The sequence below is a fragment of the Streptomyces sp. NPDC098789 genome (assembly GCF_044759975.1).
Lineage (GTDB): Bacteria > Actinomycetota > Actinomycetes > Streptomycetales > Streptomycetaceae > Streptomyces.
On sequence record NZ_JBIWAJ010000017.1, the window covers coordinates 142,277 to 156,961 of the forward strand.

The window sequence follows — 14,685 nt, forward strand, 5'->3', positions numbered from 1 at the left end:
GCTGATCACATGTCGGCCACCCGCTTCACGTATCTCGGTCCCGAGGGCACCTTCACCGAAGCCGCCCTGCGCACGCTGCCGGAAGCCGCGACCCGGGAACTCGTTCCCATGGTGTCGGTCCCGGCGGCACTCGACGCCGTAAGGAACGGGGAGGCGGCAGCGGCCCTGGTCCCGATCGAGAACTCCGTGGAGGGTGGCGTCACCGCCACCCTCGACGAGCTGTCCTCCGGCGAGCCGCTGATGATCTACCGCGAGGTGCTGCTGCCCATCGCCTTCGCCCTGCTGGTGCGGCCCGGGACCAAGCTGTCCGACGTCAAGACGGTCACCGGGCACCCGGTCGCCCAGCCGCAGGTGCGCAACTGGCTGCGCGCCAACCTGCCCGACGCCGTGTGGGAGTCCGCCGCCTCCAACGCGGACGGCGCCCGGCTCGTCCAGGAAGGCCGCTTCGACGCCGCCTTCGCCGGCGAGTTCGCCGCCGCCACCTACGGGCTGGAACCCCTCGTCACCGAGATCCACGACGCGGAGAACGCCGAGACCCGTTTCGTCCTGGTCGGCCGACCGGCCCGGCCCGCGGCGCCGACCGGAGCGGACAAGACCTCCGTCGTGCTCTGGCTCGGCGAGGACCACCCCGGCGCGCTCCTCGAACTCCTCCAGGAGTTCGCCGTCCGCGGGGTCAACCTGATGTTGATCCAGTCCCGGCCCACCGGCGAGGGCATCGGCAACTACTGCTTCGCCGTCGACGCCGAGGGCCACATCTCCGACCGCCGGGTCAGCGAGGCCCTCATGGGTCTCAAGCGCACCTGCCCGCAGGTCCGCTTCCTCGGCTCCTACCCCCGCGCGGGCGTCGCTCTGAGTGAGGTGCGCGCGGCCCGCCCCGGGACCTCGGATGGCGATTTCACGGCCGCTTCCGACTGGCTGACCCGCTGCCTGGACGGCCGGGGCTAGCTCGCACACAGGACGGCGTCACTTATCCACAGAGTTATCCACAGGAGCATGTAGAGACCTGGGGACAAGTCGACAGTGCGGCACGACAAGGTCGACAAATCGGTCGGGGGCCCAGGTTTCGCGCTGGGGATCGGAGGGTGAACGGCGTCACCCACGCATCGCTGATCAACTCTTTGGGGCGAGCCATTCCCACCCGAATGAGTGTGTGAGGGGGGTTTGAACCCTGATTCGCCCCCGAGCCGCATCGCCCGGGAATGATCTCTTTTCGTGTCCACAGATACGGCGCACAGCCTGTGGATAAGCCGGCCAGGATCGCAATTCCTGTGGACAAGAGGCCGCTTCGCCCCTGCTCAGCCCCAGGGGCGGGGGCGCTCGATGCGCCCCATTTCGGGGATTCGGGCGGTTTTATCAGCCCGGGATCTGGCGCGGACCGGACCAGTGCGGTGGTCCACTTCCGGCCACGTGTCAGGAGTTTTGCATTCGCGGCAATTGGGACATAGTGACACGCAGCGTTATATCGGTACGAGGCCTCGAAGACGGCCCGGTAGCCTGGTGGGGTGATTGACCTCCGGCTGCTCCGTGAAGACCCTGACCGTGTCCGCGCCTCGCAGCGCGCCCGTGGAGAGGACGTCGACCTCGTCGACGCACTGCTCTCCGCCGACGAGCGCCGCAGGTCCTCCGGCACCCGCTTCGACGAGCTGCGCAATGAGCAGAGGTCCCTGGGAAAGCTGATCCCCAAGGCCTCGCCCGACGAGCGTGCCGAGCTGCTGAAGAAGGCCGAGCAGCTCAAGACCAACGTCAAGGCCGCCGAGGCCGAGCAGAACGAGGCGGACGAGACCGCCAAGCGACTGCTGCTGCAGCTCGGCAACATCGTGCACCCGGACGTCCCGGTCGGCGGGGAAGAGGACTTCACCGTCCTGGAGACCCACGGCACCATCCGTGACTTCGGCGCGGAGGGCTTCGAGCCCAAGGACCACCTGGAGCTCGGCGAGTCCCTCGGCGCCATCGACGTCGAGCGCGGCGCGAAGGTCTCCGGCTCGCGCTTCTACTACCTCACCGGCGTCGGCGCCCTGCTGGAGCTCGCCCTGGTGAACGCGGCGATCGCGCAGGCGGGCGAGGCCGGCTTCATCCCGATGCTCACCCCCGCGCTGGTCCGCCCGCGTGCCATGGAGGGCACCGGCTTCCTCGGCCAGGCCGCGGAGAACGTGTACCACCTGGAGAAGGACGACTTCTACCTCGTCGGCACCTCCGAGGTCCCGCTCGCGGCCTACCACATGGACGAGATCCTGGAGGCGGACCAGCTGCCGCTGCGCTACGCCGGGTTCTCGCCGTGCTTCCGCCGCGAGGCCGGCACGTACGGCAAGGACACCCGCGGCATCTTCCGCGTCCACCAGTTCGACAAGGTCGAGATGTTCTCGTACGTCGCACCGGAGGACGCCGAGGCCGAGCACCAGCGTCTCCTGGAGTGGGAGAAGCAGTGGCTCACCGCTCTGGAGCTGCCGTTCCAGGTCATCGACGTCGCCACCGGGGACCTGGGCTCCTCGGCCTCCCGCAAGTTCGACTGCGAGGCGTGGATCCCGACCCAGGGCAAGTACCGCGAGCTGACCTCCGCCTCGAACTGCAACGGCTTCCAGGCCCGCCGCCTGTCCGTGCGGATGCGCGAGACCAAGGACGGCAAGAAGGTCACGCGCCCGCTGTCCACGCTCAACGGCACCCTGTGCGCCGTCCCCCGCACCATCGTGGCCATCCTGGAGAACCACCAGCAGGCCGACGGTTCGGTGCGGGTGCCCCCGATCCTCCGTCCCTACCTGGGCGGCCGGGAAATTCTGGAGCCGATCGCCAAGTGACCCCCGCACCGTTCCCGTACAAGCTCGTCGCGACCGATCTCGACGGCACGCTCCTGCGTGACGACGACACGGTCTCCGAACGCACCCGCGAAGCCCTGCTCGCGGCCACCGCGGCGGGTGCGGTGCACATCATCGTCACCGGGCGCGCCGTGCCCTGGACCCGGCACGTGCTGGACGACCTCGGCTACAAGGGCATCGCGGTGTGCGGGCAGGGTGCACAGCTGTACGACGCCGGTGCCCGCAGGCTCCTCACCTCGGTGACGCTGGACCGGCAGTTGGCCGGTCTGGCGCTCGCCAAGCTCGAGGCCGAGGTGGGGCCGCTGGCCCTCGCGGCGAGCCGTGACGGGGTGGACGGCGAGGTGCTGTTCGGTCCCGGGTACCAGGTGCAGGAAGGGCTTCCGGCGGTGTACCTGCGGGACACCACGGAGGTCTGGACGGCTCCGCTCAACAAGCTGTACATCCAGCACCCCGGGCTCGGCGACGACGAGCTGGTCCGGGTGGCACGGGCGACCGTGGGCAGCCTCGTGGACGTGGTGATGGCCGGGCCGGGCATAGTGGAGATCCTGCCGCTCGGCCTGAGCAAGGCCACCGGCCTGTCGCTGGCGGCCCGTCGGCTGGGCGTGAAGGCGGCGCAGACCATCGCCTTCGGCGACATGCCCAACGACATCCCGATGTTCGGATGGTCCGCGCACGGCGTGGCGATGGCCAATGCCCACGCGGAGCTGAAGGCGGTGGCCGACGAGGTGACCACGTCGAACCAGGCCGATGGCATCGCGGTGGTGCTGGAGCGTCTGCTCGGCGCCGCCTGAGCACGAGGACCGCAGGGAAGGTCCGGGACGGCCCGCGCCGCGAGGCGCGCTCGAAGTGGCCGCCCCGGACCTTTTTGTTGCTCCCCGCACAGCTCACTCTGCCCCCGGGCCGTGTCCCTTACCAGCGAATTACCGCCGGTCGGCGGGGCGCGGACCGCTTCCTGTTTCACGTGAAACACGAGGGTGGTGCGCGTCGGAGTGCACGTGCGGGTGCGGGTGCCGGGTGAGCGGCCAGGCGATCAGGCCGATGGAGAGCGCGATGGCGTGCCCGGCGTCCGTGAAGGTGCCGCCGGTGAGCAGCGGGAGCCCGAAGAAGGCCACGGCTCCGGCCAGGTAGAGCCACCGCCAGGGGTTCGGCAGCCGGTAGGCGAGGACGCCGATGGCCGCGGCGAGGCCGTAGCTGACTCCGATGTCGACGACGTGGGCCATGCTCCGTGGGGCACGGTGGTCCTGGATCGCCGTGAGGACGAGCTTCTGGCTGATCAGCGTCGCGACGACGTGCGCACTGGCGACGATCATCAGCCAGCGCAGGGTGCCCAGCCAGCGTTCCACCGAGGCGTGGAACACCTCGAAGAGCACGGCGTAGAGGGCCAGTGAGGCCGGGTTCTCGATCCAGAAGGCACTGCCGATCAGCGCCTGGAAGGGGTGCTTGACGAGCTGGTGGATGTTGCTGCTGTTGCGGTGGAAGAGGAAGTGGTCGACCGCGTCGGGGGAGACGGCCACGATGATGCTGGTGACGGCGATGATCAGGAGCCAGACGTGCGTACCGGGCGAGGCCCGGACCCAGGACCACAGGGGCCTGGAGGGCTCGGGCTCGGAGTGCGACAGCATGTCCCGATCATGACGCGCAAACCTGTGCCCCGCCCGGCATGTGGGCCGGGCGGGGCACGGGTGACCTGGTGCGGGGCGGCGGGTCCTACTCGTCGCCCGCCAGGGTCAGACGGCGCAGCTTCTGACCGGCGTAGACGGTGGCGCCCACGGTGACTGCGGCGAGCAGGACCACTGCCGTGGTCAGGCCGACGGAGGAGTCGACGTACCCGGGACCGCTCACCTTCTCGGCGAGCGCGAGCGCCCACTGCTGGACGCTCAGGGTCTTCGCTCCCTCGACCAGGCTGCCGAAGAGCGACTCCCAGATCAGGGCGTAGACCAGGCCGAAGACGACCGCGTGCCGGCTCACGGTGCCCAGCAGCAGGAACAGCGCGCTGTAGGCGATCGAGGCGACGAGCGCCGCGATGGTGTAGGCGACGGCGATCTGCTGACCGTTGCCGTTCAGGATGAACCCGGCGATCAGGGTGGGGATCGCGGAGAAGGCCATGGTCACGGCGATCGCGACGATCAGCTTGGTCATGATGATCGTGGGCCGCTTCACCGGCTTGGCGAGCAGGTAGACGATCGAGCCGTCGTCGATCTCCGGTCCGATGGCGCCCGTACCGGCGATGACGCCGATCAGCGGAACCATCGTGGCGAGGGCGAAACCGCCGAGCAGATCGGCGGCGACCTTGTCGTCGACGCCGGTCAGGGTGCGGACGGCGATGGAGATGATGATCAGCAGGGCGGGCAGCGCGAAGAGGATCAGCGCGCGACGGCGGCCGAGCAGGGCTCGGTAGGTGAGCCGGGCAACGGTGGGGTTGTACATCGGGTGCCAGCTCCTTTCAGGCCGCGACGAGGTAGGAGAAGACCGATTCGAGGGACTCGTCGGAGGGCGAGACCGTCATCAGTCGGATGCCGTGCGCGCGGGCGACCCGCGGGAGCAGCTCGGTGAAGCGCCCGAAGTCGACGGCCTGGATCCGCAGGGCGCCCTCCTTGAGGTCGACCTCGATCCCGGCGGTCGACGGATCGGCGATCAGGGCCGCGGCGAGCGCCCGGTCGTCGGAGGAGCGGACCAGGTAGCGGTGCGGGCGGTCCGTCATCAGCCGGCGGATCTTGCGGAAGTCGCCGGAGGCGGCGTGCCGTCCGGCGACGACCACCTCGATGTGGGAGGCGAGCTGTTCGACCTCCTCCAGGATGTGGGAGGAGAACAGGACGGTGCGGCCTTCGTCGCCCATGCGCCGCAGCAGCTCCATGAGCTGCATGCGCTGACGCGGGTCCATGCCGTTGAACGGCTCGTCGAGCAGGAGCACGGACGGGTCGTGAACGAGGGCGGAGGCCATCTTCACGCGCTGGCGCATGCCCTTGGAGTAGGTCGAGATCTTGCGGTCCTGGGCGGACTCCATCTCGACGGTGGCCAGCGCCCGCTGGGCGGCCGCGTCGTCGAGCCCGTGGAGTTCGGCGTTGGCGACGACGAACTCCCGGCCGGTGAGGAAGTCGTACATGGCCTCGCGCTCGGGCACGACGCCCACGCTCTTGTAGACCTGCTCGTTGCGCCAGATCGGCGCCCCGTCGAGCTTGACGGTGCCGGTGGAGGGGGCGAGGAAGCCACCCATCATGTTGATGAGGGTCGACTTCCCGGCCCCGTTGGGGCCCAGTAGACCGGTCACGCCGGGACCGATGCGCATGGTCACGTCGTTCACGGCGACGACGTTCCCGAACCAGCGGGAAGCGTGGTCGATGTCGATGATGCTCACAGCCCGGCCTTCCGGTAGCGGGCCATCAGCGCGGCGTAGGAGCCGACGATGAGGCCGAGTACGACCAGCAGATAGACGAATCCGACGCCGACCGTGGGTCCTTCGCCGCCGGGGAACGCGGAGGCGCCGCCGAGGAAGGCGGTCTGGACGCCGTCGATCAGGGTGATCGGGGAGAACAGGCCCATCCACTGGACCGCTTCGGGCGTACCGGTGTTGTAGGCGACGGCCTGCACCGTGGTGACGGCGCCGTAGGGGATGATCAGCAGCCCGATGACGGCGGCGACGCCGAAGCCGCGCCGCGGGGTGAGGGCCGCGGCGACCAGCCCGAGGCCGGAGAAGAGCAGCGAGAGCAGCAGTACGGACACCAGACCCTGCCCGAGTCCCTTCGCCTGGTGGGCGAAGTCGAACTTGGCCAGCATGGCGCCGATGAACATGATCAGCAGCGGCGTGGCCGTGAGGATGAAGAGCGCGCTGGCCATCGCGGCGAACTTGGCGAGGACGTAGTCGACGCGCTCGATGGGCCGCGAGAAGTAGAGCGGGACCGTCTTGAACCGCAGGTCGCGGGAGACGGACTGCGGGGCCTGGGAGGCCAGGTACAGCCCGATGATCATCTGCGTGGTCAGGGCGTACGTCGTGTACTTGATCGGCAGGTCCGTGTTGCCCGGCACCGCGATCGCCACCGCGACCATGATCAGAGCGGGGACGCACATCACCGCGAAGAGGATCATCGGGAGGACCTTGGACTTGGCCGAGCGGCCGAGCCCGTAGGAACCCCGGAGGGACTGGGAGAACAGCGAGGTGCGCGCGTAGGCGCGGCCGAGCCGGGAGCCCTCGTAGGACCGGTAGCCGATGTTGTGGATCTGGGTCGAGGTGTCAGGCGCCATCGGAACCGGCTCCCTTCTGCTGGTCGTGGTCGCGGAAGACCTCCGCGATGTGGTGGCGGCGCTGTTCCATCCGGACCAGGCCGAGGCCGAGGTCGGACACGATGTCGCGGATGGTGTCGTTGGTCTCCTCACCGACGGCCTCGACGAGGAGGATGTGGCCCGCACCGGGCAGGCCCTGCTCCTGCGCCGCGTGGAGGGTCAGGCCCGCCCCGGTCAGCGCCTTGCGCAGCGCGGCGGTCCCGTCGGGGTGGGCGTCGGTGTCGGTGACCTCGACCGCGAGGGTCGTCGTGGTCTGGGTGAAGTCGCTCGTGGAGCTGGAGCGCAGCAGCTTGCCGCCGTCGACGACCACGACGTGGTCGCAGGTCCGCTCCAGCTCGCCGAGGAGGTGGGAGGTGACCAGGACCGAGATCCCGAAGTCGGTGTGGACGCGGCGGATCAGGTCGAGCATCTCGTCGCGGCCGACCGGGTCGAGGCCGTTGGTGGGCTCGTCGAGGAGGACCAGCTGCGGGTCGTGGACCAGCGCCTGGGCCAGCTTGACGCGCTGCTTCATGCCGGTGGAGTAGCCGCCGATGGGGCGGTACCGCTCTTCGTAGAGCCCGACGTGGCGCAGCGTGTCGGCGGTCCGCTCACGTGCGGCGGTCGGCGGCAGCCCCGACATGCGGGCCATGTGCACGACGAACTCGGTGGCCGAGACGTCGGGTGGCAGGCAGTCGTGTTCGGGCATGTAGCCGACGCGCTCACGGATGGCACTGCCATGCGTGGCGACGTCGAGCCCGAGCACGGCGGCACGGCCCTCGGTGGCGGGGGACAGTCCCAGCAGAATCTTGATCAGCGTGGACTTGCCGGCTCCGTTGGCACCCACGAGACCCGTTACGCCGGGCCCGATGTCCAGGGAGAGCCGGTCGAGGGCGGTCACTCGGGGGTACCGCTTGCTCAGGCTTTCGGTCGCGATGACAGTCACGGGACCGACGTTAGTGGCCGGGCCCGCGCGGATCGTCAGACCTGGAGCGGGACCCCGTCTCCGCCTTCAGGCGTACACGGCCTGTCGGAAGGCTGATGCGGCTGTCCACATCGCAGGACTTTTCCACAGGTCCGTGCACGGGCCTTGACGTGATCTCCAAGCATTGTCACATTCATCAGTGTCAAGTTACGGACGCGTACGGCTACTCGGACGGACGGCTGGCATGGCAGGGGACACCAAGCAACGGAGCACCGCGCGGGCGGCCGGAGTACGGGCGCCGGGCGGGTCGAAGGCCGGCGTACGGGCCGGCGCGGGGGCCGGCCGCCCAACGGCCGCAGATCTCGACGGATTCAGGGAGGTGCAGCGCCTGTCGTACGCCTGCGCCGAGGCGGTCGCGGCGCAGCTGCGGCCCGGGGTGACCGAGCGCGAGGCGGCCCGGATGCAGCGCGACTGGCTGCGCGAGCGCGGGGTGCGGGACTGGTTCCACATGCCCTTCGCCTGGTTCGGGGACCGGACCGCCTTCGTGAACTTCCGGATCCCGCTCCAGTTCTTCCCCACCCAGCGGAAGCTGGAGCCGGGGATGCCGTTCATCCTCGACATGGCACCGGTCTACAAGGGGTACACCGCGGACGTCGGGTACTCCGGCTGCCTCGGGCTCAATCCCGTGCACGACCGGCTGCTGTCCGACCTGAAGGCGCACCGCGAGCTGATCCTGGAGCAGGTGCGCGAGCGCCGTTCGCTGCGCGACATCTACGAGGACGTCGAGCGGCTCATGGTCCGCCAGGGGTACGCGAACCGGCACCGCGCCTATCCCTTCGGGGTGATCGCGCACAAGGTGGACCGGGTCGCCGAGCGGCGGTGGTCACCGACCGCCTTCGGCTTCGGCACCCAGGCCCTGAAGGGGCTGGCCAGTGACGCGCTGCACGGGCACCGTGAAGGATGGTCCCCGTTGTGGAGCCCGTACTCCTTCTCCGACCACCCGCCGCAGCCCGGCTTGTGGGCGGTGGAGCCGCACCTGGGCTTCCGCGGCACCGGCGCCAAGTTCGAGGAGATCCTGGTCGTGACCGACTCCCGGGATCCCGCGGAGAGCGCCTTCTGGCTGGATGACGATCTGCCGCACGTGCGGCGTTGGGCGGAGGAGAAGGCGGCGTGAGCGAGATGGGACTGGCAGGAGCGCGGGAGCGCCGGGTGAGCACCGGCGGGATCGAGCTGTGCGTCGTGGAACTGGGCGACACCGAGCGGCCGACCGTGGTGCTGGTGCACGGCTACCCGGACAGCAAGGAAGTCTGGTCGGAGGTGGCCGAGCGCCTCGCGGAGCACTTCCACGTGGTGCTCTACGACGTGCGCGGGCACGGCAGGTCCACGGCGCCCGTGCCGCTGCGCGGTGGCTTCACGCTGGAGAAGCTGACCGATGACTTCCTCGCGGTCGCGGACGCCGTGAGCCCCGACCGCCCGGTGCACCTGGTCGGGCACGACTGGGGGTCCGTACAGGGCTGGGAGTTCGCGACCGTACGGCGCACGGAGGGTCGGATCGCCTCCTTCACCTCCATGTCGGGGCCCTCGCTGGACCACTTCGGGCACTGGATCAAGAAGCGGATGTCCCGGCCGACCCCGCGCCGGGCCGCGCAGCTGCTGGGGCAGGGCGCCAAGTCCTGGTACGTGTACCTGCTGCACACCCCGGTGCTGCCGGAGCTGGCCTGGCGCGGGCCGCTCGGCAAGCGGTGGCCCGTGATGCTGGAGCGGCTGGAGAAGATCCCGGCCGGTGACTACCCGACCGCTTCGCTCGCCTCCGACGCGGCGCACGGCGCCTGGCTCTACCGGGACAACATCCGTCCCAGGCTGCGCCACCCGCGCACCGACGCCTACGCCCACGTGCCCGTCCAGCTGATCACCCCGACCGGGGACTCCTTCCTGTCCGAGCGGCTCTACGACGATCTGGAGCTGTGGGCGCCCGATCTGCTGCGCCGGACCCTGCCGGCCAAGCACTGGATCCCGCGCACCCGACCCGACCAGCTGGCCGCGTGGATCGGCGAGTTCGTCACCTCCCGCGAGGAGCCCGCGACCCGCGCGCCGGAGCGGAAGGCCCCGGGGCGCTACGCCGACCGCTTCGGCGGGCAGCTCGTCCTGGTCACCGGCGCGGCCAGCGGCATCGGGCGGGCCACGGCCTTCGCCTTCGCCGAGGCCGGCGCCCGGGTGGTGGCCGTGGACCGCGACGGCGAGGGCGCCGCCCGCACCGCCGAGATGGCCCGGCTCGTGGGCGCCCCGCAGGCCTGGGGCGAGTGCGTGGACGTCAGCGACGAACAGGCGATGGAGAAGCTCGCGGCGAAGGTCGCCGCCGAGTACGGCATCGTCGACGTCCTGGTCAACAACGCCGGGATCGGGCTCTCCGGGCCCTTCCTGGAGACCAGCTCGGAGGACTGGAAGAAGGTCCTCGACGTCAACCTGTGGGGCGTCATCCACGGCTGCCGGATCTTCGGCAAGCAGATGGCCGACCGCGGCCAGGGCGGCCACATCGTCAACACCGCCTCCGCCGCGGCCTACCTGCCCACCAAGAGCCTGCCCGCCTACAGCACCTCGAAGGCGGCGGTGCTGATGCTGTCGGAGTGCCTGCGCGCCGAACTGGCGGGCCGCTCGATCGGCGTCTCGGCGATCTGCCCCGGCATCGTCAACACCAACATCACCGCCACCTCCCGGTTCACCGGGGTGGACGCGGCGGAGGAGAAGCGCCGCCAGCAGAAGTCCTCCCGGCTCTACGGCCTGCGCAACTTCCCGCCGGAGAAGGTCGCCGACGCGATCCTGCTCGCCGTGGTGAAGAACCAGGCGGTGGTTCCGGTGACCCCCGAGTCCAAGGGCGCCCGGTGGATGTCCCGCTTCGCCCCCGGTGCGCTGCGGGCCTTCGCGAAGCTGGAGCCCCGGCTGTGAGCGGGGCGTACCGGATCGCTCCGCGCCGGGTGGCCTTCGACTGGCGGACCACCCCGCTGCACTGGATACCGGACGAGCCCACCGCCACCCACGTGATCAATGTGCTGCACCTGCTGCTGCCCGCCGGGGAGCGGTGGTTCGTCAAGGTCTTCAAGGAAGCCCTACCCCTGGTCACCGACCCCGGGCTGCGACAGGAGGTCAAGGGGTTCATGGGGCAGGAGGCCACGCACAGCGTGCAGCACTCCTACGTCCTGGACCACCTCGCCGAACAGCGTCTCCCGACCGCGGAATTCACCCGGTACGTCGATTTCCTCTTCGAGAAGCTGCTCGGCGAGACCCCGCCGTTCGGCGCGCCGCTGCCCGCACAGGAATGGCTGCGCTTCCGGCTCTCGCTGGTCGCCGCGATCGAGCAGTTCACGGCCGTGCTCGGAGACTGGGTGCTGCGCGCCGAGGGGCTCGACCGGGCGGGCTCGGACGAGATCATGCTGGACCTGCTGCGCTGGCACGGCGCGGAGGAGGTGGAGCACCGCTCCGTCGCCTTCGACATGTACCAGCACTGCGCCGGCACCGGCGCGGCCCGGTACGCGCGCCGGATCGAGGGCATGGCCGTGGTCGCCCCGGTACTGGCCTGGCTGTGGGTGTGGGGGACGGCGTACCTGATACGCAACGACCCGGAACTCGCCGGCCGGCTGCGGTATTCGCTGCGCGCCCACAACCAGGCCGTGGCCAAGGGCCTGCTACCGACCTGGAGAGAGCTGGGCGCGGCCATACCCCGCTACTTCCGGCGGTCGTACCATCCCTCGCAGGAGGGCTCGCTGCGCAGGGCAGTCGAGTACCTGGCGACTTCGCCCGCCGCCCGCGTCGCGGCGGGCGCGGTCGGCCGAGCCGCCGTGTCGTAGGGCCCGTCGTGGGCCCCTGGTGGGCCTGTCGTGGGCCTGTCGTAGGGAGTGGGATTGTCCGATCAGGCGGTAGCCGAGTACCGGATCGAGGACCTGGCGCACCACAGCGGGGCGACGGTGCGCACGATCCGGGCGTACCAGGACCGAGGCCTGCTGCCGAAGCCGGAGCGGCGGGGCCGGTCCAACGTGTACCGGGACACGCATCTGGCCCGGCTGCGCCAGATCGCCGACCTGCTGGACCGCGGTTACACCCTGGCCTCCATCAAGGAGCTGCTGGAGGCCTGGGACGCGGGGCGCGGGCTGGGCGGCGTACTCGGTCTGGTCGCCGAGGTGCACGGGCCGTGGACGGACGAGGAGGCGGCCCGGATCAGCCGGGCCGAGCTGAACGAGCGGTTCGGCGGCAAGCCCGACGACACCGCGGTGGACGAGGCCTGCGAGCTGGGTGTCCTGGAGCGGATCCCGGGGCGGGAGGACGAGTTCCTGGTCCCCTCGCCCCAGGAGCTGGCCGTGGCCGCCGAGCTGTATGCGGCCGGGGTGCCGCTGGCGGCGATCACCGGGCACCTGCGGGAGCTGCGCGGCCAGGTCGAGCACATCGCCTCGCGCTTCCTGGAGTTCACCACCGAGCACGTCTTCGCCCGCTACCTCGGTCACCACACCGACGCGACGGCCGCGATCGACCCCGCCTGCGCCGTGGAGCTGACCCTGACGGACGCCGCGGCGACCGCCGCGGCCGCCATGGTGCGCAGGCTGCGGCCGCTGGCCCAGCAGACGGTGGACGCCGAGCTGGCCCGGGCCATGCGCCTGTTCGCGACCCGGCACCTCCAGCGGCACCTGGGTACGGTCGGTCCGCCGCAGCCGCCCGGGCCCACTCCGGTGGTGCTGCCGGCCGAGACCGTACGGGCGGTGCAGGAGCTGGTCGGGGCCGATCACGTGGCGGCCTTCGTCCGGGCCGCGACGGAGCGGGAGTTGCAGGCGAGGACGATGAACGAGCTGGCGCGGCGCGGCGGTTAGTTTCCACAGGGTGGTCACCCGTTTGCCGACAAACCCCACCGAATCAGCTGTGGACAAGTGGGGATTTCCTGTGGACGGACCTTCCGACGCCGACGTCGGGCCCTCTGACGCCGACGTCGGGCCCTCTGACGCCGACCTCGGGCGCGCCGGCCCGAACCGGCTCGACCGGCGTCGGCTCAGCCCGCGCGCGCGTAGTCGGCATCGGGCCCGGCCGCCACGCCCTTGGCCGCCACGACGACCACCTCGCCGGCCCCGGCAGCCGCCGCCGCCTCGCCCTCGCCGGACCCTGAACCGGACCGTGAACCCGACCCTGAACCCGACTCCGCAACCGCGACCGCGCCCGCACTCGCACTCGCACCCGCACCCCGCCCGTACAAGAAGGCCGCGAGCAGCAGGCCCAACACCCCGCCCACCAGCTGCGCCAGGACGAACCCGGGCAGCGAGCGCGGCGCGATCCCGGTGAAGGAGTCGCTGAAGGCGCGCCCGACGGTCCCGGCGGGGTTGGCGAAGGAGCCCGAGGAGGTGAACCAGATCGCGGCGGCGATGTACGCGGCCACCGCCACCGGTATCAGCCGCGACCGCCCGATCCGCCCCAGTCCCTGGATGACCAGGACCAGCCCGGCCGTGGCCACGACCTCGCCGACCAGAAGGTGCCCACCGCCCCGCACCTGGGTGGCGAAGTTCCCCGGCACCCGCCCGAACATGGCCTCGGCGAGCACCGCGCCGCCGATCGCCCCCAGCGTCTGGGCCACGGTGTAGACGAGGGCCTCGCGACCGTCCAGGCCCTCGCCCCCGCCCCGGCGCGCCCACCAGGAGGTGAGGCTGACGACGGGATTGAGGTGCGCCCCGGACAACGGCCCGAGCAGCGTGATGATCAGGCCGAGGCCGATCGCCGAGGCCAGGGAGTTGGCCACGAGGGCCACGCCCACGTCCCGGCTCAGGGCGGCGGCCTGTATTCCGGAACCGATGACGACGACGAGGAGCCCGCAGGTGCCGATGAGCTCGGCAGCCGCGCGGCGCGGCAGCGAGGCCGCGGCGGGCACGGCGGGTGCGGTCACAGCCGGTACGACGGGCGCGGCGGGCGCGGCCGATGCGGTCACCGCGGCTGCGGTCACGGCGGGTGCGGTCATGGTGTCTCCCCCAGGATTCAAGTCCAACGGAAAAAGTATTCCGTATACCGAAAGTGCGATAGAGGGGTCTCACCGGGAGCCGGAGGGCCCGAGGGAACGTAAAGCCGTTGGCAGGCCGCGCTCCACCGGGCAACCTGGCGTCCATGGACGAGAAACGCACCGTGAAGGTGTCCAAATACGTCTCGAAACACCTGCGACATCAGCCGGAACGGATCGGACTGGTGCTCGATGCCCAGGGCTGGGTCGAGATCGACGACCTCCTGCGCGCGGCCGCGGACCACCGCTTCCCCATCACCCGCGCCGAACTCGACCACGTCGTCGCCGCCAACGACAAGCAGCGCTTCGCCGTGGTGGGCACCCGCATCCGGGCCAACCAGGGCCACACCGTCGAGGTCGACCTGGACCTCCCCGAGGCCGAACCGCCCGCCTACCTCTACCACGGCACCGTCGCCGCCGCCCTGGACCCGATCCGCGCCGAGGGCCTGCGGCCCATGCGGCGCCACCACGTGCACCTGTCCCCCGACCGGGAGACCGCCACCCGGGTGGGCGCGCGGCGCGGCCGGCCGGTGGTGCTCAGCGTGGACGCGGGCGCGATGCGGGCGGCCGGGCACGTGTTCCGGGTGAGCGCCAACGGGGTGTGGCTCGTGGACGCCGTCCCTCCGGAATTCCTGCGCCTTCCGTAGCCGGGCGGACACGGCCCGGACCCCGGACCT

Annotated in this window: 13 protein-coding genes and 1 pseudogene; 8 read left to right on the forward strand and 6 right to left on the reverse strand. The window is 70.8% G+C overall.

Going from position 1 to position 14,685, the window contains the following annotated elements; genetic code table 11:
* Positions 1 to 9 precede the first annotated feature (9 nt).
* The 3 genes from pheA to ACIQWR_RS30175 all read left to right on the forward strand — a co-directional run bounded on the left by pheA (position 10) and on the right by ACIQWR_RS30175 (position 3,601).
* The gene (gene pheA, locus ACIQWR_RS30165; RefSeq protein ID WP_404015922.1) at positions 10 to 945 is read left to right on the forward strand and encodes a prephenate dehydratase; all 936 of its coding nucleotides are present in this window, start codon (positions 10 to 12) and stop codon (positions 943 to 945) included.
* 557 nt (positions 946 to 1,502) lie between these two features.
* A complete protein-coding gene (gene serS / locus ACIQWR_RS30170; protein WP_404015924.1) occupies positions 1,503 to 2,792 on the forward strand; it encodes a serine--tRNA ligase in 1,290 nt (429 codons plus the stop codon).
* Entirely contained in the window at positions 2,789 to 3,601 is an 813-nt protein-coding gene (locus tag ACIQWR_RS30175) for an HAD family hydrolase (protein WP_404015927.1), read from the forward strand. Before serS ends, ACIQWR_RS30175 begins: the two co-directional genes overlap by 4 nt.
* Before the next feature lie 129 nt (positions 3,602 to 3,730).
* Here the strand turns inward: ACIQWR_RS30175 and ACIQWR_RS30180 are convergent, their stop codons facing one another.
* The 5 genes from ACIQWR_RS30180 to ACIQWR_RS30200 form a co-directional block, all read right to left on the reverse strand.
* Positions 3,731 to 4,432, reverse strand: coding sequence for a rhomboid-like protein (locus tag ACIQWR_RS30180; protein ID WP_404015929.1), 702 nt, complete (start codon positions 4,430 to 4,432; stop codon positions 3,731 to 3,733).
* A gap of 85 nt (positions 4,433 to 4,517) precedes the next feature.
* A complete protein-coding gene (locus ACIQWR_RS30185; RefSeq protein WP_404015931.1) occupies positions 4,518 to 5,237 on the reverse strand; it encodes an ABC transporter permease in 720 nt (239 codons plus the stop codon).
* Positions 5,238 to 5,253: 16 nt separating this feature from the next.
* Complete coding sequence (locus tag ACIQWR_RS30190) at positions 5,254 to 6,165, reverse strand: ABC transporter ATP-binding protein (RefSeq protein WP_404015934.1); 912 nt, start codon at positions 6,163 to 6,165, stop codon at positions 5,254 to 5,256.
* A complete protein-coding gene (locus ACIQWR_RS30195) occupies positions 6,162 to 7,049 on the reverse strand; it encodes an ABC transporter permease subunit (protein WP_404015937.1) in 888 nt (295 codons plus the stop codon). Before ACIQWR_RS30195 ends, ACIQWR_RS30190 begins: the two co-directional genes overlap by 4 nt.
* Positions 7,039 to 8,010 carry an ABC transporter ATP-binding protein gene (locus ACIQWR_RS30200; RefSeq protein ID WP_385773645.1) on the reverse strand — a complete coding sequence of 324 codons (972 nt, stop codon included), beginning with the start codon at positions 8,008 to 8,010 and terminating at the stop codon, positions 7,039 to 7,041. Before ACIQWR_RS30200 ends, ACIQWR_RS30195 begins: the two co-directional genes overlap by 11 nt.
* A 223-nt stretch (positions 8,011 to 8,233) precedes the next feature.
* Here ACIQWR_RS30200 and ACIQWR_RS30205 point away from each other — a divergent pair, with 223 nt between their 5' ends.
* From ACIQWR_RS30205 to ACIQWR_RS30220, 4 genes are read left to right on the forward strand one after another with little or no spacing between them, the layout of a single operon-like run.
* Complete coding sequence (locus tag ACIQWR_RS30205; RefSeq protein WP_404015940.1) at positions 8,234 to 9,163, forward strand: M24 family metallopeptidase; 930 nt, start codon at positions 8,234 to 8,236, stop codon at positions 9,161 to 9,163.
* Between the two features lie 5 nt (positions 9,164 to 9,168).
* Positions 9,169 to 10,932: an SDR family oxidoreductase gene (locus ACIQWR_RS30210; RefSeq protein WP_404016090.1), complete on the forward strand. Its 1,764-nt coding sequence runs from the start codon at positions 9,169 to 9,171 to the stop codon at positions 10,930 to 10,932.
* The gene (locus tag ACIQWR_RS30215) at positions 10,929 to 11,831 is read left to right on the forward strand and encodes a metal-dependent hydrolase (protein WP_404015943.1); all 903 of its coding nucleotides are present in this window, start codon (positions 10,929 to 10,931) and stop codon (positions 11,829 to 11,831) included. Before ACIQWR_RS30210 ends, ACIQWR_RS30215 begins: the two co-directional genes overlap by 4 nt.
* 54 nt (positions 11,832 to 11,885) lie before the next feature.
* Positions 11,886 to 12,842: a MerR family transcriptional regulator gene (locus ACIQWR_RS30220; protein WP_385773651.1), complete on the forward strand. Its 957-nt coding sequence runs from the start codon at positions 11,886 to 11,888 to the stop codon at positions 12,840 to 12,842.
* A 365-nt stretch (positions 12,843 to 13,207) separates the two neighbouring features.
* On the opposite strand, the pseudogene ACIQWR_RS30225 reads toward ACIQWR_RS30220, so the two are convergent.
* Positions 13,208 to 13,972: pseudogene (locus ACIQWR_RS30225) on the reverse strand (aquaporin); the annotation flags it as partial.
* A 143-nt stretch (positions 13,973 to 14,115) separates the two neighbouring features.
* Between ACIQWR_RS30225 and ACIQWR_RS30230 the strand changes: the two are divergent.
* Positions 14,116 to 14,655, forward strand: a complete 540-nt coding sequence (locus ACIQWR_RS30230; protein WP_404015946.1) for an RNA 2'-phosphotransferase — start codon at positions 14,116 to 14,118, stop codon at positions 14,653 to 14,655.
* The last annotated feature ends 30 nt before the right edge of the window (positions 14,656 to 14,685 follow it).